The organism is Acidovorax temperans (genome assembly GCF_006716905.1).
Taxonomy (GTDB): domain Bacteria; phylum Pseudomonadota; class Gammaproteobacteria; order Burkholderiales; family Burkholderiaceae_C; genus Acidovorax; species Acidovorax temperans.
Genome location: NZ_VFPV01000001.1, coordinates 1,148,238 through 1,165,092 on the forward strand (window position 1 = coordinate 1,148,238; position 16,855 = coordinate 1,165,092).

The following is a 16,855-nucleotide window of genomic DNA, read 5'->3' on the forward strand; positions in this document are numbered from 1 at the left end:
TTGCTGCACGCGATGACACCCCAGCGCACGGCGCACTGACGGAACATAAAAGAGAGAATTTCCATGGATGTAACCCGCACCCGGGCCCTGCGTGGCCCCAACCTCTGGAGCCGCCACATGGCCATCGAGGCCGTGGTGACCTGTACCGAAACCGAGCGCGCCATCGGCAAGATGGCCGGCTTTGAAGACCGCCTGCGCGCACTGTTTCCAGCCATTGGCGTGCTGCACCCCGAGGGGGGCGATAGCGACATCTCGCTGGCGCATGTGCTGCAAACCGCTGCCCTGGCCCTGCAAGCCCAGGCCGGCTGCCCGGTAACTTTTGCCCGCACCTCGGCCACCACAGACCCCGGCGTGTACCAGGTGGTGGTGGAATACAGCGAAGAGGCCGTGGGCCGCAAGGCGTTTGAAGATGCGCAGCAGCTCATCCAGGCCGCCTTGGGTAACGGCAGCTTCGACGCCGACAAAGCCGTGGCCGACCTTCGCGAGCTGGACGAAGACGAGCGCCTGGGCCCCAGCACGGGCTCCATCGTCGAAGCCGCCGTGGCACGTGGCATTCCTTATCGCCGCCTCACCCGCGGCAGCCTGGTGCAGTTTGGCTGGGGTTCCAAGCAACGCCGCATCCAGGCGGCCGAGGTCGATTCGACCAGCGCTGTGGCTGAATCCATCGGCCAAGACAAAGACCTGACCAAGCGCCTGCTGCACGCCGCTGGCGTGCCCGTGCCGCTGGGCAAACCGGTGGAAACGGTGGAAGAAGCCTGGGAAGTCGCCCAGAAGGTCGGTCTGCCCGTGGTGGTCAAACCGCAAGACGGCAACCAGGGCAAGGGCGTAACGGTCAACATCACCGACCGCGCGCAGCTGGAAGAAGCCTACAAGAACGCCGCCGAATACGGCACCGTGATGGTCGAGCGCTTTTTGCCCGGCCACGACTTCCGCCTGCTGGTGGTAGGCGACCAACTGGTGGCCGCAGCGCGCCGCGAACCGCCCCAGGTGCTGGGCGATGGCCAGCACACCGTGCGCGAACTGGTGGATGTGGTCAACCAGGACCCCCGCCGTGGCGAGGGCCACGCCACCTCGCTCACCAAGATCCGCCTCGATGACATTGCCGTGGCCCGCCTGGCTGCGCAGAACCTGACGCCGGATTCCGTTCCTGCCAAGGGCCAGCGCGTCATCCTGCGCAACAACGCCAACCTCTCCACCGGTGGCACCGCCACCGACGTGACGGACGACGTGCACCCCGAAGTGGCCGCCCGCGCCATTGCTGCCGCCCAAATGGTGGGACTGCACATCTGCGGCGTGGACATGGTGGCCGAAACCGTGCTGCGCCCGCTTGAAGAGCAAGGCGGCGGCTTTGTGGAAGTGAACGCCGCCCCTGGCCTGCGCATGCACCTGGCGCCCAGCTATGGCAAGCCACGCAACGTGGGCGCAGCCATGGTGGACAAGCTCTTCGCCCACGGCGACGACGGCCGCATCCCCACCGTGGCCGTCACTGGCACCAATGGCAAAACCACCACGGCACGCCTGATTGCGCACCTGTTCACCGCCCAGGGCCTGCGCGTGGGCATGACCAACACCGACGGCGTGTACGTGAACGGCCGCCAGATTGACAGCGGCGATTGCAGCGGCCCCAAGAGTGCCCGCAACGTGCTGCTGCACCCCGAGGTGGATGCAGCCGTGTTCGAGACCGCCCGGGGCGGCATCTTGCGCGAAGGTCTGGGCTTTGACCGCTGCCAGGTGGCCGTGGTCACCAACATTGGCGCAGGCGACCACCTGGGTCTGAACTACATCACCACGGTGGAAGACCTGGCCGTGCTCAAGCGCGTGATCGTGCAGAACGTGGCCACCACAGGCTACGCCGTGCTCAACGCGGCAGACCCCATCGTTGCCGCCATGGCACCGGCCTGCCCCGGCAAGATCATCTTCTTTGCCAGCGACCGCCACCATCCCGTGATGGCCACGCACCGCGCACAGGGCCATCGCACCGTGTACGTGGATGGCGACTCCATCGTGGCTTCGGAAGGCTCGTGGCGTGAAACCATCCACCTGCGCGATGTGCCCATCACACGCAACGGCCGGATTGCCTTCCAGGTCGAGAACGTCATGGCCGCCGTGGCAGCCGCCTGGGGCGTGGACATGCCCTGGCAAACCATCCGCCGGGGCCTGTCGGGCTTTGTGAACGACAGCGACAACGCGCCCGGCCGCTTCAACATCATGGACTACCGCGGCGCCACCGTGATTGCCGACTATGGCCACAACCCTGACGCCATGCGCGCCCTGGTACAGGCCGTGGACGCCCTGCCCGCCAAGCGGCGCAGCGTGGTCATCAGCGGCGCGGGTGACCGCCGCGACGAAGACATCCGCGAGCAGACGGTGATTCTGGGTGCTGCATTTGACGACGTGATCCTGTACCAGGACGCAGCCCAGCGCGGCCGTGCCGACGGCGAGGTGATGGCCCTGCTGCGCGAAGGCCTGGCAGGCGCACCGCGCACCACACACGTCGAAGAAATCCGCGGCGAATTCATCGCCATCGACGCCGCCCTGGCGCGCCTGCAGCCCGGCGACCTGTGCCTGGTGCTGGTGGACCAGGTGGAAGAAGCGCTGGCCCACCTGGCTCAGCGCTGCGCTGACGCGGGACCTGCGGCATGAGGCCCCACGCGCTGGCCGCGCTGGCGCTGTGCGCGGCCCTTGGGTTGCCGGGGGCCGCACAAGCGGCTGCGGGCGAAAAAATCGGCACGGTGGACACCGCCTTCCAGTGGCTGGGCCGCGACCACGACATCATCGTGGAAGCCTATGACGACCCTGGCGTGCAGGGCGTGACCTGCTACGTGTCGCGGGCACGCACTGGCGGTATCAAAGGCACACTGGGTTTGGCCGAAGACCGCGCCGAGGCATCGATTGCCTGCCGGCAGGTGGGGCCCATCAGCTTCCCAGAGCCACTGAAGAAGCAGGAAGAAGTGTTCAGCGAACGCATGTCCATCCTGTTCAAGCGCCTGCGCATCGTGCGCATGGTAGACGCCCCGCGCAACACCCTGGTCTACTTGACCTATTCCGAAAAGCTGGTGGACGGCTCGCCGCAAAACAGCGTCACAGCCGTGCCGGTGGACAGGGCCCAGCCCATTCCGGTGCGCAAGTAAGCCGCCGGCTTCACCACCACCGCCCCGCAGCGGCCATCGTTGCGGGGCGTTTTTATTTGAGCATCAAAATGGCCTCTAGCGCTTTATCTATAAGCGCCAGCAGCTATCATTTTTGAATCTTCTCAAGACTGCGCTGCAATTTGTCGCAGGGCCTGCTCAAACACCTCCACCGGTTGCCCGCCGGAGATTAGGTGGCGCTCGTTGATGATGATGGCGGGCACCGAGTGGATGCCGTTTTGCAGATAGAACTGCTCGCGCTCACGCACCTCGTCGGCGTAGCGGTTGGAGGCCAGCAGGGCCTGCGCTTCCTGGGCATCCAGCCCCACGCTGGCAGCCACGCGCACCAGCACTTCGTGGTTGCTCGGGTCTTGCCCGTCGGTAAAGTAGGCTGTGAACAGCGCATGTTTCAGCACCTTCTGCAGGCCCTGCTCCTCGGCCCAGTGCAACAGGCGGTGTGCGTCAAAGGTGTTGTAGATGCGGCTGCGCTTGTCCATGCCGAAGGTGAACCCCAGCTCCGCCCCGCGCGCAGCGATGGCTTCGCGGTTCTTCTGGCTTTGCTCGGGCGTGGCGCCGTATTTTTCCTGCAGGTGCTCGCCAATGTCCTGGCCCTCGGGGCCCATCTGCGGGTTCAGCTCGAAGGGCTGAAAGTGCAAATCCAGCGCGACTTCGCCCTGCAGCCGCTCGGCCGCCTGCTCCAGCGCCTTGAGGCCGATGATGCACCAGGGGCAGGAGACATCGGAGACGAAATCGATCTTGAGCGTGGTGGTCATGTGCGGGCTTTCAGGGGGCAAAGCCGCCATCGTAGGCGGCATTGGCGCTGGCCGCAGCATGGGCGGGGATGACCCTTTTTTACCCACAGGGCTGCGCACCACCAAAAACCCCACGCCACCAGCCATTGATAGCGCGCCGATCCCCCCGATATGCCACGCTAACGCCCGCGCTCGGCCCGCCACCCGCGCGCACTTCCCTTGAATTGACCGTGGAAAGAGCCCTCCCATGAACCTGCAGCAGCAACAGTCCGTCCTCACCATTGCCATGCTGGCCGCCTTTGCCGATGGCGCCAAAGACGACACCGAGCGCGAGGAGATTCGCCGCATTGCGCAATCGTTGGCAGCCGAGGGCAACATGCCCGACCTGCCCCGCCTGTACCAGGACGTGCTGCTGCGCCGCACCAGCCTGGAATCAGCCGCCGCCGCACTGCAAGACCCCACCCACCGCCAGCTCGCCTACGAAATGGCCGTATGCGTGTGCGATGTGGATGGCCGCCAGACGCCTACCGAGCGTGAATTCCTGGCCCATCTCAAGCAGACCCTGCAACTGGGCGGCGCAGCCACCGACGCCTTTGAGCAGGAAGAACAAGCCCTGCTCAACGCCCTGGACGGCGCTACCGCAACCACCGCTACCAAACCCGGCTTGCCAGTGCCGGTGCCTGCAGCCGTGCCCAGCGGCCCCTCGGCCGCCGCAGTGCAGCGCGACGCGGAACTGGACAAATCCATCCTGAACTACGCGCTGCTCAATGGCGCGCTGGAGCTGCTGCCGCAGTCGTGGGCTTCCATGGCCATCATTCCGCTGCAGATCAAGATGGTGCACGCCATTGGCCTGGCCCACGGCGTGGAGCTGGACCGGGGGCACATCAAGGAATTCATCGCCGCGGCCGGGGTGGGCATGGCGTCGCAATACGTCGAGCAGTTTGGCCGCAAGCTGCTGGGTGGCCTGCTGGGCAAGGTGGCTGGCAAAACGCTGGGCAACATCGGCCAGGCCGCCACCGGCATGGCGTTTTCGTTTGCCACCACCTACGCGCTGGGGCAGGTGGCCAAGCGCTACTACGCTGGCGGGCGGGTGATGAGCACCGCCATGCTGCGCGAGAGCTTTCAAGACATGCTCGGCCCCGCCAAGCAGTTGCAGACCGAATACCTGCCGCAAATCCGGCAAAAGGCCGCCACGCTGGATGCGGGGCAAATCATGTCGATGGTGCGAGGCGCCTGAGCCCCTCTCCCCGAGGCGCGCCTTTGCCCAGAATGCGCAAGCTTCCGCGTTGACTCGCTATTTAATTGATAGCTGGTAGCGCTTACTGCCAAAGCGCCAGGCCCTTATTTGATTCAAAATTGGGGCATCCTTTAGCAAGCCCCGCTTAGCCGCTGCCATGCTCCAGCCGCAGTCTCCGGCGGGGGATTCTTATGCGCAGCGGTGGGCCGCGCTACTGCGCCACGCCACCCGTGCTTTTCCCCGCATTGGACGCTGAAGCGGCATGCCAGAATGCGGCATGCCCGCCCCTTTGGTCACCACACCAACCGTTGCCCACATGACCCTGGAGTCTCCTTCCGACAAGGCCATCACCAGCCTGTACCGGGCGGCCCTGGGGCCGGTGAACACCGAGCGCTACATGCCCGTGTTTGCCCGGCTGGACGCCGTGGGCCGCACGCTGACGAGCTGGCACTGGTCGGCCTGCTTCTTCACACTGGGGTGGATGGTGTTCCGGCGCCTGTGGGGCGCCGCGCTGGTCTATGTGGCGGCCGCAGAGGGTGTCGCACTGCTGGTGTTTGGCGTGGGCCGCCCGCTGCTGCAATGGCCGCAAGCGGTGGAATGGGGCGTGGTGGGTGCCTTTGCCGTGGTGGGCAGCGTCATCCCGGGGCTGTACGCCCACGCCATCTTGCACGCCGACATTCGCAAGCGCGTGACCAGCGCCCTGGCCGCCTCGGCCAACATTCCGCAGGCCTGCGACCTGCTGGCCGCGCAGGCCGTTTCGCGCAAGCGGCTGCATGGCGTGATAGGCGGGCACGCACTCATCGTGGCTGCGGCCTTGCTGGCCTATGTGCTGTTTCCCCAAGGCCTTTTTGACACGCCTGCAGCGCAGCCCGCTGCCGCTGTACAACAGCCCGCCAGCCGCTCGGCATCCTGGAACCAGCCCGAACCGACGCTGGCCACCGCCAGCCGCACTGCCGTGACCGCCTCAGTGGCGGCATCGCCTGTGTCTGCCCAGGCACCGCGGCCCGAGCCAGATGCGGGTATCGCGGCCTTAGCTGCCTCCGCACCCCTGCCCGCCACAGCACCCTCCTCCAGCGCGTCGGCACCAGCAGCCCCCCCCGCACCGACCGAGCCAGCCAGTCAGGCCATCGCAACCAACACGCAGTCGCCCGACACCCCCCGCAGCGCCAAACCAACGGCAGCGAACAACGAGAAAACCAAGGCGCCCCCGCCCGCCAGCAAGGCCAGCGCCCCCGCCAAAGCATATGCCCCTGCGCCCGCCGCGTCCAAAACGGCTTCTGCCACCAAGTCCGCAGAACCTGCACGCCCCAAGCCAACCGCAGCAGCCAAAGCGCCTGCGGAGGACCTTGCGACCGTCGGCTCGGCGCCCGGCTTCTATATCAACGTGGGCTTGTTTGCCGACGAAAGCAATGCGCGCAAGGCGCAGTCTCGGCTGCTGAACGAGGGGCTGCCCGCGTTTCGCCAGACGCTGGATGGCGCCAAGGGCACCCGCGTGCGCGTGCGGGTGGGGCCCTATGCGTCGCGCAGCGAGGCAGAGGCCGGCGCCGCCACAGTCAAAGCGTTGGGGCTGGAAGCCGTGGTGTTCCGCAAGTAGCCCTCACGGGAAAACATCAGTTGACAAAACCTCTTTCGTCAATACCGAACCCCGCTACAAGGTTACTTTATGTAACCAAAAATAGCACCCGGTGTTAAATTGATACAACATAGGCGCGGAGCATTCTCTCCACGCCCGAATCAGCAATTTACAGGCAGCCTGTGGAACTTAAGGCAACGCTGATTAAGGTCCACCGTTGAGGGGGGTCAAACGTTATCCGCAGATGAAGCAGCAGACCCTGGCAATGGCCGCAGATCAAGACAACGGATTCGAGCATTCGCGCAAACCCACCCGACGCGAAGAGTTCTTGCGGACCATGCAGACAATAGTGCCATGGGCCGCTCTGTGTCAGGTGATAGAGCCGCACTACCCCAAGGCAGGCAACGGCCGCCCGCCCATTGGCCTAGAGCGCATGCTGCGCATCCACTTCCTGCAGCACTGGTTCAACCTGGCCGATCTGGCGTGCGAGGAGGCTCTGTATGACAGTGCCAGTCTGCGCCGCTTTGTGGGGATTGACCTGGGCCGCGAACGCGTGCCCGACGCCACCACGCTGCTGAAGTTTCGCAAACTGCTCCATGAGCACAAACTGGGCGAAGCCCTGTTTGCCAAGGTAGGCCAGCAATTGCAGGAGCGCGGCTTCAAGGTCAACACCGGCACCATCGTGGATGCCACCATCATCGCCGCGCCCAGTTCTACCAAGAACGCCGACAAGGCGCGCGACCCCGACATGCACCAGACCCGCAAAGGCCAGCAATGGTATTTCGGCATGAAGCTGCACATTGGGGTGGACAGCCAAAGCGGGCTGGCGCACAGCGCCGTGGTGACGGCGGCCAACGTGCACGACAAACACCCACTGCCCGATCTGCTGCATGGCAATGAGCGACGCGTGTACGGCGACTCGGCCTATGCCAGCCAGAAAACACTGATAGCGAGCAAAGCCCCCAGGGCCAAGGACTTCACCAACCAGCGCACCCGCCGTGCGGGCGAGGTGGACGAAGTTCAGCGGGCCAAGAACCGCAACAAGTCACGGGTGCGCGCTCGGGTCGAGCATGTCTTTGCGGTGGTAAAGCGCCTGTGGGGATTCACCAAGGTGCGCTATCGCGGGCTGCAAAAGAACGCCACGCGTGCGTTCACGGCCTTGGCGCTGGCCAACATCTACCTTGCCCGAGGGCGCCTGCAGGGACAGGTGCGCCCGTAAGGGTGGAAATCGGGCCTCAAGGCCCTGCGAACGGCCCAAATGGGCGGCGCAAGAGGCCACAAAATCCAAAAAATGGCGTCTTCCGCGTTCGCGCGGGAAATTTCGAGGGCTTGTTCAGCGTAGCCTTAATCGCGACTTTCAACGCCGCAAGGATTTTTTGTCGTTAACCCCCGAGGATGAGCGCACGCTGCGCGGATTGCATTCTTTGCTGGGCGATCAAACCCCGGGGTTCGTGGAATCGTTTTACGACCATCTGTTGTCCTTCGGGGAAACACGCGCGCTCATTCCCGACGAGTCCACACTGAACCGCCTCAAAAAGGCCCAATCCACCTACTTCAAGGCCCTGGTGGCAGGCGTGTATGACCGCCCCTACCTTGAAGACCGCCTGCGTGTCGGCCTGGCGCACGCCAAGGTAGGCCTGTCCCCGGGCTGGTACCTGGGGGCCTACAGCCACTACCTCACTGAACTGCTGCCGCGCGTTGCCAAGGGTATGGGGGCAGCACAGACCGAAGAGCTGATGCACACCTTCCAGGCGCTCATCAAGGTGGTGTTTCTCGATGTAGGGCTGGCCATCGACAGCTACATCGCCCACCGCGACGATCTGATTGCCGACCTGCGCGACTATGGCGCGGCGTTTGACAACCTGCCCTACGGCACGATGGTGGCCACGTCCGATCTGAAGGTGGTGTTTGCCAACCGGGCGTTTCAAAACCTGTTTGGCTTCGCCCCCAGCAGCCTGCGCGGCTGCCCTCTGTCGAATGTGATGGATGTGGCCCACATCTCTGCGCTGATTGATGCCGCCATGCGCCAGCAAAGCGCGCGCGAGACGCTGGAGGTGCGCCCCCACCACAACCCGCTGGCCGTCCCCGTGAGCATCACAGCCCACACACTGCCCAAGACCGAAGACGGCGACGAGCAGCGCTTGCTGCTGGTGTTTGAAGACCTGCGCGAACAAACACAGCTCACGCGCGACCTGCTCAACGCCCAGGCGGTGGCCAACATCGGCACCTGGCAGACGCATTTCGACGGCCCCATCACCCTGACCCCCCAGGCGGCACGGCTTTTTGGCTGGCCCATGACCAAGCCGTTCACCTATGCGCAATTTCTGACCTCCATCCACGAGGACGACCGGGTTCGGGTGGATGGCGAATGGAACGCTGGCTTGCGCCTGGGTCGTTTCCGGTTTGAATGCCGGGTGCAATCGAGCCCCGGCGTGCGCTGGGTGGATATGCGCGGCGTGATTGAAAAAGACCGCCAAGATCAGCCCATTCGCGGCTATGGCACGGTGCTGGACATCACCGACCGCAAGGCCACCGAGCACGCCATGGAGCGCCTGGCGTTTTACGACTCGCTCACCGGCCTGCCCAACCGCACCAACGGCATGATGCTGGCGCAGCAAATGCTCGACCAGGCCCGGCAAGAAGGGGTGGCGGCCGCTATGCTGTTTGTGGACCTCAACCGCTTCAAGGAAATCAATGACACCCATGGCCACATCGTGGGTGACAACGTGCTCAGCGAGCTGGCGGCCCGGTTTCGTTCAGCCTGTGCCAAGAACGACGTCTATGCCCGCGTGGGGGGCGATGAATTCATGTGCACCTACAAGCTCGCACCCGGCGAAGACCCACTGGAGCGGGCAAAGCAGTTGCAGCACGCGATCGGCCTTCCGGTGGTGTTCGGCAGCCTGAAGTTTGAGGTAGGCGCCAGCATCGGCGTGGCCCTGTTCCCCGAGCATGGCGACAGCGTGGAAGACCTGCTCAAGCACGCCGACATTGCCATGTATGACATCAAGGGGCGTGGCGGCGGCAGCCTGCTCTACACCGAGGCACTGGGCCTGAAGCTGGAGCGGCGCATCTCGCTGGGCGCCAAGCTGGCCCATGCACTGGCCCATTCGCAACTACAGCTGCACTACCAGCCCAAGGTGCACCTGGCCACCGGCACGCTCTGCGGCGTGGAAGCACTCTCGCGCTGGTGCGACGAAGAGGGGCAATGGATCAGCCCGGCCGAATTCATTCCGGTGGCGGAAGAGCGCGGGCTCATCAATGAGCTGGGCGACTGGACGCTGGCCCAGGCCGCGCGCGACATTCGCTACTGGCAGGAAGCGGGCGCGGCGGTGGTGCCCCGCGTGGCGGTCAACGTGTCCGCAGCGCAGATGATGGACGAAGGCTTTGCGGAGCGCGCACTCCACCTGGTGCGCGCGCAAGGGGTGGAGCCCAGCATGATCGAGCTGGAAATGACCGAATCTGCGCTGATGAACGAGCCCGAAAAGGCGCGCCATGCGGCTTCGCGGCTGGTACAGGCGGGTTTCTGCCTGTCCATCGACGACTTCGGCACCGGCTACTCGTCGCTGGAGCGGCTGCAGAGCTTTCCCGTGTTCAAGCTCAAGATCGACATGTCCTTCGTGCGCGACATGGACACCCATGCAGGCAACCGCGCCATCGTCACGGCCGTGATCGGCATGGCCAAGGCGCTGAAGCTGGAGACGGTGGCCGAAGGCGTGGAGACTGCGGCGCAGGCGGCCTTGCTGGCGCAGCTGCATTGCGATGAAGCGCAGGGCTACCTTTATTCCAAGGCCCTGCCACCGCAGGTGCTGCTGCAGCGCTGGCTGCAGCAACCCTCCACAGAAACAGCCCCCGGCAGCACACCCAAGGCTTGAACGGCCCCTGCGCGACCCCTGTGTTGCGCAGGGCACCACCCACGGAGCAGCGCTGATGGCGGGCAACGCCTTCATGGCCTATGCTAGCGGGCACTGTTCCCAATCAACGCAACGCACATCGCCATCATGAGCCTCCCTGATCAATCCGTCGTATTCGGCACCGAAGACCTGCTGATGAGCCTGTGCAACTCCGTCACGCGCGTACTCTCCGTGGCCACGCAAAGCCAGGTGCACTATTCCGGCATGGTGCAGCGCATTTCCAAAACCTGCCTCAAGCCAGACATTGGCTGCTTTGTGCTGTTCGATGGCGGATTCTCGGGCCTGGTCATCATCAACTTCTCTGCCTCCGCTGCGATGGAGCTGTACCAAAGCTACCTGCTGAGCATGGGCATGTCCAAGGAAGACCTGGTGTCTTCGTACACGTCTGATGAAGTCAGCAACGTGATGGGCGAACTGATGAACCAGGTGGTGGGCGACTTCACCGGCAAGATCCGCCGCGAACTGCAAACCCACATCACCCAGAACCAGCCCAAGATGCTGGTGCTGAACAAGCAGGTGATGCTGAGCGTGGACGCCAACCTCGACAACCCCGAGGCCCGCCGCGTGACCTTCTACACCGGCAACAACAACATCTTCTACCTGGAACTGGCCATCGACCGCACCGAGTTCATCAAGCTCTACGACTTCGAGCCCCAGGAAACCCCCGACCCCGACGCGCTGATGGCCCAGGCCCACCAGCCCGCGCCCGCTGCTGCAGCACCTGCCGCCGCGACGGACAGTGACACCGACGACCTGCTCAAGTCTCTGGGCATGTAAGGACAGCGGCGACAGCACCTGCCGCACACCTGCAGGCTGCCACACGCGGCCCAACGATCATGGCACCGGAAACCCCGGTGCTTTTTTTCTTGCCTTTACTTCCATAATTCGATTATTATTGAATTATGGAAACCAATGATGTTGTCAAAGCCATGGCGGCGCTGGCCCAAGCCTCGCGCCTGGAGATTTTTCGCGCCCTGGTCGTGGCCGGCACCGAGGGCATGACGCCCTCGGCCCTGAGTGATGCCCTGGGTGTGGCGGCCAACACCCTCTCGTTCCACCTGAAGGAACTGACCAACGCCGGCCTGGTGGCACAAGAGCGCGCTGGCCGCCACCTGATCTACCGCGCCCAGTTCGAGCGCATGAACGCGCTGATGGGCTACCTCACCGAAAACTGCTGCCAGGGCCAGGCCTGCCTGCCCGCGCAGACCACCCACTGCGCCTGCTGAGCCCCCCTTTTTCACCCCGGGAGATCCCCATGAAGCGCTTTCACGTTCACCTGCACGTCAATGATCTGGCCGCCAACATTGCCTTCTATTCGCGCCTGTTTGGCGCTGCCCCCACCCGCGTGGAGGCCGACTACGCCAAATGGATGCTCGAAGACCCACGCGTGAACTTCGCCATCTCCACGCGCGGTGCGCAAGCAGGGCTGGACCACCTGGGCTTTCAGGTGGATGACGCGGCCGAACTGGCGGCGCTGAAGGAACGCGCCACGACCGCCGACATGGCTTTGCTGGACGAGGGCGCCACCACCTGTTGCTACGCCCGCAGCGAAAAGCACTGGATCACCGACCCCCAGGGCGTGGCGTGGGAACACTTTCACACGCTCGAAAACATTCCTGTGTTCAATGAAGCGGCAGCGGTTCCGCAAGGCGCCTGCTGCACCCCCAAAGCAACCGCTGCACCCCAGGCCACCACACAGGCCGCGTGCTGCGGCCCATCCAAATCCTCTTCTTCCCATTGCTGCTGACCTGAGGCCCCGAATGACCGAATCCGCCACCCCTCTGAACGTTCTCTTCCTGTGCACCCACAACTCGGCACGCAGCATCCTGGCCGAAGCGCTGCTCAACGCCATGGGCGAAGGGCGCTTCAAGGCCTATTCCGCCGGCAGCAGCCCGCGTGACAACCAGCAGCCCAACCCACTGGGCCTGCAGGTGCTGCAAAAAGCCGGTATCTCCACCGAAGGGCTGCGCAGCAAAAGCTGGGACGAGTTTGCCGCCCCCGGCGCGCCCCACATGGACCTCATCATCACCGTGTGCGACAACGCCGCTGGCGAGGTCTGCCCCTTCTGGCCCGGCCACCCGGCCACCGCCCACTGGGGGTATGCCGACCCCTCCGAAGGCAATGGCAGCGACGAAGAAAAGCTCGAAGCCTTCCGCAAGACCCTGCACGCCATCCAGCGCCGCCTGTCGCTGCTGATCAGCCTGCCCAACGAAAAGCTGCACCACGCCATGCTGCAAAGCACCGCGCGCGATCTGGCCAGCCACTGATACCCACCTTCTCGCCCTGTTACCCATGTCTACCACCACGCCCACTTCCTGCCCCCCCGCCGCGCCCGCCATCCAGGGCATGAGCGTGTTCGAGCGCTATCTCACCGTCTGGGTGTTCCTGTGCATCGTGGTGGGCATTGGGCTGGGGCAGTTGTGGCCCGGCGCGTTCCAGGCCATCGGGCGCATGGAAGTCGCCCAGGTCAACCTGCCCGTGGGTGTGCTGATCTGGGTGATGGTCATCCCCATGCTGATGAAGGTGGACTTTGCCGCGCTGGGAGAAGTGCGCCAGCACATGCGCGGCATTGGCGTCACGCTGGTGGTGAACTGGCTGGTCAAGCCGTTTTCGATGGCGTTTCTGGGCTGGCTGTTCATTCGCCAATGGTTCGCCCCGTGGCTGCCCGCAGACCAGATCGACAGCTACATTGCCGGGCTCATCCTGCTGGCAGCCGCGCCGTGCACAGCCATGGTGTTTGTGTGGAGCCGCCTGACCGGGGGCGACCCGCTGTTCACCCTGTCGCAGGTGGCGCTGAACGACAGCATCATGGTGCTGGCCTTCGCACCGCTGGTGGCGTTTTTGCTGGGGGTGTCGGCCATCACCGTGCCGTGGGACACACTGCTCACCTCGGTGGTGCTGTACATCGTGATCCCCGTGGCCATTGCCCAGGCGCTGCGCCGCGCCCTGCTGGCACGCGGTGCAACGGCGCTCGATGCTGCACTGGCACGCATTGGCCCCTGGTCCATCGGCGCGCTGCTGGCCACACTGGTGCTGCTGTTCGCCTTCCAGGGCCAGGCCATTCTCAACCAGCCGCTGGTCATCGCCTTGCTGGCCGTGCCCATCCTCATCCAGGTGTTCTTCAATGCAGGGCTGGCGTACTGGCTCAATCGCGCAGTGGGTGAAAAGCACAGCGTGGCCTGCCCCTCGGCGCTGATTGGTGCGTCCAACTTCTTTGAACTGGCCGTGGCCGCCGCCATCAGCCTGTTCGGCTTTCACTCTGGCGCCGCGCTGGCCACGGTAGTGGGGGTGCTGATCGAGGTGCCGGTGATGCTGCTGGTGGTGCATATCGTCAACCGCAGCAAGGGCTGGTACGAGCGCACTGCGTAAGGAAGGCACCGCCCAGAACATCAAAAATGATAGCTGCCAGCGCTTACTAAATAAGCGCTGGAGGCACTTTTGGCATCAAACTGCTTCAGCACCCTTCCCACGCATCACACCGCCCCGTGGGCTTCCACATACAGGGCGTACAGCGAGTGTGAGCTGGCCATGTACAGGCGGTTGCGCTTGGGGCCGCCAAAGCACAGGTTGGCGCAACGCTCGGGCAGGCGGATGTGGGCCAGTGGCTTGCCCTGCGGGTTGAACACCATCACGCCATCCAGGTCTTCGGGCTTGCCCTTGAGCGGGTAGACCTTGCGGCCGCCCTGCTCCACCGGCTCGGCCTGCAGGGCGCCGTTGCTGCCCCAGCCGCACCACAGGGCAGCCGACGCAAGGAGTGGCAGGGCCTGCTCAGCGCACCATGCAGGGCAGCTTGTGGTTGAACTTCCAGCCGGGAATGAGGTACTGCATGGCGATGGCGTCGTCACGCGCGCCCAGGCCATGCTGCAGATAGAGCTGGTGGGCCTTCTCGACTTCCACCATGTCCAGCTCGATGCCCAGGCCCGGCTTCTGCGGCACCTGCACATGGCCGCCCACGATCTGCAGGGGGTCTTTGGTCAGGCGCTGGCCGTCCTGCCAGATCCAGTGGGTGTCGATGGCCGTGACGCGGCCCGGTGCGGCGGCGCCCACATGGGTGAACATGGCCAGGGACACATCAAAGTGGTTGTTGGAATGCGAGCCCCAGGTCAGGCCCCAGTCGCGGCAGGTCTGCGCCACGCGCACCGAACCCGCCATGGTCCAGAAGTGCGGGTCGGCCAGCGGAATATCCACGCTTTGCAGCGACAGCGCGTGGGTGAACTGCCGCCAGTCGGTGGCAATCATGTTGGTGGCCGTGGGCAGGCCGGTGGCGCGGCGGAACTCGGCCATCACCTCGCGGCCGCTGAACCCTTCTTCTGCACCGCAGGGGTCTTCGGCATAGGCCACCACGCCGCGCATTTTCTCGCCCAGGCGAATGGCGTCTTTGAGCAGCCAGCCGCCGTTGGGGTCGAGCGTGACGCGGGCCTCGGGGAAGCGCTCGTGCAGCGCCACCACGGCGTCCACTTCCTCATCGCCGCGCAGCACGCCGCCTTTGAGCTTGAAATCGTTGAAGCCATAGCGCTCGCGCGCGGCCTCGGCCAGGCGCACGATGGACTCTGCCGTCATGGCCTTTTCGTGGCGCAGGCGGAACCAGTCGTTGTCAGCGCCCGGGTCGGTGGCGTAAGGCAGGTCGGTCTTTTCGCGGTCGCCAATGTAGAAGAGGTAGCCCAGCATCTCCACGGCATCGCGCTGCTGGCCTTCGCCGAGCAGCGCGGCCACGGGCACGTTCAGGTGCTGGCCCAGCAAGTCGAGCAAGGCAGATTCCACCGCCGTCACGGCATGGATGGCCGTGCGCAGGTCAAAGGTCTGCAGGCCCCGGCCACCGGAATCCCGGTCAGCAAACTGCTGCTGCATGCGCTGCAGCACCCGCTGGTAGGCGCCAATCGGCTGGCCCACCACCAGCTCGCGGGCGTCTTCCAGCGTCTGGCGAATTTTTTCGCCGCCGGGCACCTCGCCCACCCCGGTGTTGCCGGCGCTGTCCTTGAGCACGACCAGATTGCGGGTGAAGAACGGCGCGTGGGCACCGCTCAGGTTCATCAGCATGCTGTCGCGGCCCGCCACGGGAATGGCGCGCAGTTCGGTCACAACGGGGGTGGAAGACGGGGTCATGGTCAGAGAGAGGAGTAGTTAAAAAGAGGGGCTGCTGTCCGTCGCGGCAACCTGCCGCCCACAGGGCCCGTCAGCGGGCCCCGCAGGCAGGCACATCAATCGGCCTTGATGTTGCGGTCGGCGATCAGCTTCTTCCAGCGGGCGAATTCAGCGGCCTGGTAGGCGGCGAACTGCTCGGGCGTGTTGGCCACGATTTCAAAGCCCAGGTCCAGCAGCTTGGGCTTGACCTGTGCATCGTTCAGCCCGGCCACGATGGCGGCGTGCAGCTTGGCTTTCACATCGGCGGGCAGGCCGCGCGGCGCGGCAAAGGCCTGCCACGAGTACACGTTGGCGTCCTTGATGCCGCCCTCTTCCAGCGTCTGCACCTGGGGCAGCAGGGGCGAGCGCTTGGCGCTGGTGATGGCCAGCGCCCGGAGCTTGCCCGCCTGGATTTGCGGCATGGCGGTGTTGATGTTCATGAACGAGGCATCGACCTGGCCGCCCAGCAAATCGGTCATCACCGGGCCACCGCCACGGTAGGGCACGTGCACGCCGCTGGTGTTGGTCTGCTGCCAGAACAGCTCGGCCGTGAGGTGGTCGCTGCTGCCGTTGCCCGACGAGGCAAAGGTCATCTTGCCCGGCTGGGCCTTGTGAAAGGCAATCACATCGGCCAGCGACTTGTGGGGCGATGCGGCGGGCACCACCAGCACATTGGGCGCCTGCACCGCCACCGTGAGGTAGTCAAAGTCCTTCAGCGCGTCGTAGGGCACCTTGGCCAGCAGGTGGGGGGCAATCACCAGCGGGCCCAGCGAGGTCACCAGCAGGGTGTGCCCGTCAGCCGGCGAGCGCGCCACCGCGCCCGCGCCGATGGTGCCCGTGGCACCGGCCTTGTTGTCCACGATGAAGGTGCCACCCACCTTGTCTTGCAGCTTGGGGATGAGCGTGCGAGCAATCAGGTCGGTGGAGCCGCCGGGGGGGAATGGCACGACCATGGTCACCGGCTTGTCGGGCCAGGCCAGGGCCGAGGTCATGGTCAACGCAGCAGCCACCGCGCACAACAGCTTCTTCATGTTTGTCTCCTTGGGTTGAATGAGAGCACCGGCATTCGGGCGACCGGCTGGGTGGGTTCAGGGTTGGTTCGCGGGGCCTCAGCCTCTACCAGCACCACAGGC

Annotated in this window: 14 protein-coding genes and 1 pseudogene; 11 read left to right on the forward strand and 4 right to left on the reverse strand. The window is 64.9% G+C overall.

The window, feature by feature from the left end:
- Nucleotides 1–63 precede the first annotated feature (63 nt).
- Complete coding sequence (cphA, locus tag BDD18_RS05580; protein WP_142081834.1) at nucleotides 64–2,643, forward strand: cyanophycin synthetase; 2,580 nt, start codon at nucleotides 64–66, stop codon at nucleotides 2,641–2,643.
- Complete coding sequence (locus tag BDD18_RS05585; RefSeq protein ID WP_142081836.1) at nucleotides 2,640–3,131, forward strand: CreA family protein; 492 nt, start codon at nucleotides 2,640–2,642, stop codon at nucleotides 3,129–3,131. Before cphA ends, BDD18_RS05585 begins: the two co-directional genes overlap by 4 nt.
- 122 nt (nucleotides 3,132–3,253) lie before the next feature.
- On the opposite strand, the gene BDD18_RS05590 is transcribed toward BDD18_RS05585, so the two are convergent.
- Nucleotides 3,254–3,901 (reverse strand): DsbA family oxidoreductase, encoded by a 648-nt coding sequence (locus BDD18_RS05590; protein WP_142081837.1) that lies wholly within the window; start codon nucleotides 3,899–3,901, stop codon nucleotides 3,254–3,256.
- Between the two features lie 226 nt (nucleotides 3,902–4,127).
- On the opposite strand from BDD18_RS05590, the gene BDD18_RS05595 reads away from it, so the two are divergent.
- From BDD18_RS05595 to arsB, 9 genes are all read left to right on the forward strand, one after another.
- On the forward strand, nucleotides 4,128–5,117 hold the full coding sequence (locus BDD18_RS05595) for a YcjF family protein (protein ID WP_142081839.1): 990 nt from the start codon (nucleotides 4,128–4,130) through the stop codon (nucleotides 5,115–5,117).
- A gap of 277 nt (nucleotides 5,118–5,394) precedes the next feature.
- Nucleotides 5,395–6,711, forward strand: a complete 1,317-nt coding sequence (locus BDD18_RS05600) for an SPOR domain-containing protein (protein ID WP_244938992.1) — start codon at nucleotides 5,395–5,397, stop codon at nucleotides 6,709–6,711.
- A 223-nt stretch (nucleotides 6,712–6,934) separates the two neighbouring features.
- On the forward strand, nucleotides 6,935–7,909 hold the full coding sequence (locus BDD18_RS05605) for an IS5 family transposase (protein WP_142081348.1): 975 nt from the start codon (nucleotides 6,935–6,937) through the stop codon (nucleotides 7,907–7,909).
- Nucleotides 7,836–10,562, forward strand: coding sequence for an EAL domain-containing protein (locus tag BDD18_RS05610; RefSeq protein WP_276490457.1), 2,727 nt, complete (start codon nucleotides 7,836–7,838; stop codon nucleotides 10,560–10,562). Before BDD18_RS05605 ends, BDD18_RS05610 begins: the two co-directional genes overlap by 74 nt.
- A 126-nt stretch (nucleotides 10,563–10,688) precedes the next feature.
- Entirely contained in the window at nucleotides 10,689–11,378 is a 690-nt protein-coding gene (locus tag BDD18_RS05615; protein WP_066695091.1) for a DUF3334 family protein, read from the forward strand.
- A gap of 125 nt (nucleotides 11,379–11,503) precedes the next feature.
- Nucleotides 11,504–11,827, forward strand: coding sequence for an ArsR/SmtB family transcription factor (locus BDD18_RS05620; protein WP_142081844.1), 324 nt, complete (start codon nucleotides 11,504–11,506; stop codon nucleotides 11,825–11,827).
- Nucleotides 11,828–11,856: 29 nt separating this feature from the next.
- A complete protein-coding gene (locus BDD18_RS05625; protein ID WP_142081846.1) occupies nucleotides 11,857–12,348 on the forward strand; it encodes an ArsI/CadI family heavy metal resistance metalloenzyme in 492 nt (163 codons plus the stop codon).
- Nucleotides 12,349–12,361: 13 nt separating this feature from the next.
- On the forward strand, nucleotides 12,362–12,868 hold the full coding sequence (locus tag BDD18_RS05630) for an arsenate reductase ArsC (RefSeq protein ID WP_142081847.1): 507 nt from the start codon (nucleotides 12,362–12,364) through the stop codon (nucleotides 12,866–12,868).
- A gap of 25 nt (nucleotides 12,869–12,893) precedes the next feature.
- Nucleotides 12,894–13,970 (forward strand): ACR3 family arsenite efflux transporter, encoded by a 1,077-nt coding sequence (gene arsB, locus BDD18_RS05635; RefSeq protein ID WP_142081849.1) that lies wholly within the window; start codon nucleotides 12,894–12,896, stop codon nucleotides 13,968–13,970.
- Between the two features lie 104 nt (nucleotides 13,971–14,074).
- Here arsB and BDD18_RS05640 read toward each other — a convergent pair.
- From BDD18_RS05640 to BDD18_RS05650, 3 genes and pseudogenes are all read right to left on the reverse strand, one after another.
- A pseudogene (locus BDD18_RS05640) lies at nucleotides 14,075–14,338 on the reverse strand (SMP-30/gluconolactonase/LRE family protein); the annotation flags it as partial.
- A gap of 31 nt (nucleotides 14,339–14,369) precedes the next feature.
- Nucleotides 14,370–15,704 carry a glucarate dehydratase gene (gene gudD, locus BDD18_RS05645; protein WP_142081851.1) on the reverse strand — a complete coding sequence of 445 codons (1,335 nt, stop codon included), beginning with the start codon at nucleotides 15,702–15,704 and terminating at the stop codon, nucleotides 14,370–14,372.
- A gap of 95 nt (nucleotides 15,705–15,799) precedes the next feature.
- Entirely contained in the window at nucleotides 15,800–16,753 is a 954-nt protein-coding gene (locus tag BDD18_RS05650; RefSeq protein ID WP_142081853.1) for a Bug family tripartite tricarboxylate transporter substrate binding protein, read from the reverse strand.
- Nucleotides 16,754–16,855: the final 102 nt, after the last annotated feature.

Bases quoted from the DNA above. Each gene is read 5' to 3' on its own strand.
- cphA (WP_142081834.1), top strand. From the start codon at position 64: ATGGATGTAACCCGCACCCGGGCCCTGCGTGGCCCCAACCTCTGGAGC.
- BDD18_RS05585 (WP_142081836.1), top strand. From the start codon at position 2,640: ATGAGGCCCCACGCGCTGGCCGCGCTGGCGCTGTGCGCGGCCCTTGGG.
- BDD18_RS05590 (WP_142081837.1), bottom strand. From the start codon at position 3,901: ATGACCACCACGCTCAAGATCGATTTCGTCTCCGATGTCTCCTGCCCC.
- BDD18_RS05595 (WP_142081839.1), top strand. From the start codon at position 4,128: ATGAACCTGCAGCAGCAACAGTCCGTCCTCACCATTGCCATGCTGGCC.
- BDD18_RS05600 (WP_244938992.1), top strand. From the start codon at position 5,395: ATGCCCGCCCCTTTGGTCACCACACCAACCGTTGCCCACATGACCCTG.
- BDD18_RS05605 (WP_142081348.1), top strand. From the start codon at position 6,935: ATGAAGCAGCAGACCCTGGCAATGGCCGCAGATCAAGACAACGGATTC.
- BDD18_RS05615 (WP_066695091.1), top strand. From the start codon at position 10,689: ATGAGCCTCCCTGATCAATCCGTCGTATTCGGCACCGAAGACCTGCTG.
- BDD18_RS05620 (WP_142081844.1), top strand. From the start codon at position 11,504: ATGGAAACCAATGATGTTGTCAAAGCCATGGCGGCGCTGGCCCAAGCC.
- BDD18_RS05625 (WP_142081846.1), top strand. From the start codon at position 11,857: ATGAAGCGCTTTCACGTTCACCTGCACGTCAATGATCTGGCCGCCAAC.
- BDD18_RS05630 (WP_142081847.1), top strand. From the start codon at position 12,362: ATGACCGAATCCGCCACCCCTCTGAACGTTCTCTTCCTGTGCACCCAC.
- arsB (WP_142081849.1), top strand. From the start codon at position 12,894: ATGTCTACCACCACGCCCACTTCCTGCCCCCCCGCCGCGCCCGCCATC.
- gudD (WP_142081851.1), bottom strand. From the start codon at position 15,704: ATGACCCCGTCTTCCACCCCCGTTGTGACCGAACTGCGCGCCATTCCC.
- BDD18_RS05650 (WP_142081853.1), bottom strand. From the start codon at position 16,753: ATGAAGAAGCTGTTGTGCGCGGTGGCTGCTGCGTTGACCATGACCTCG.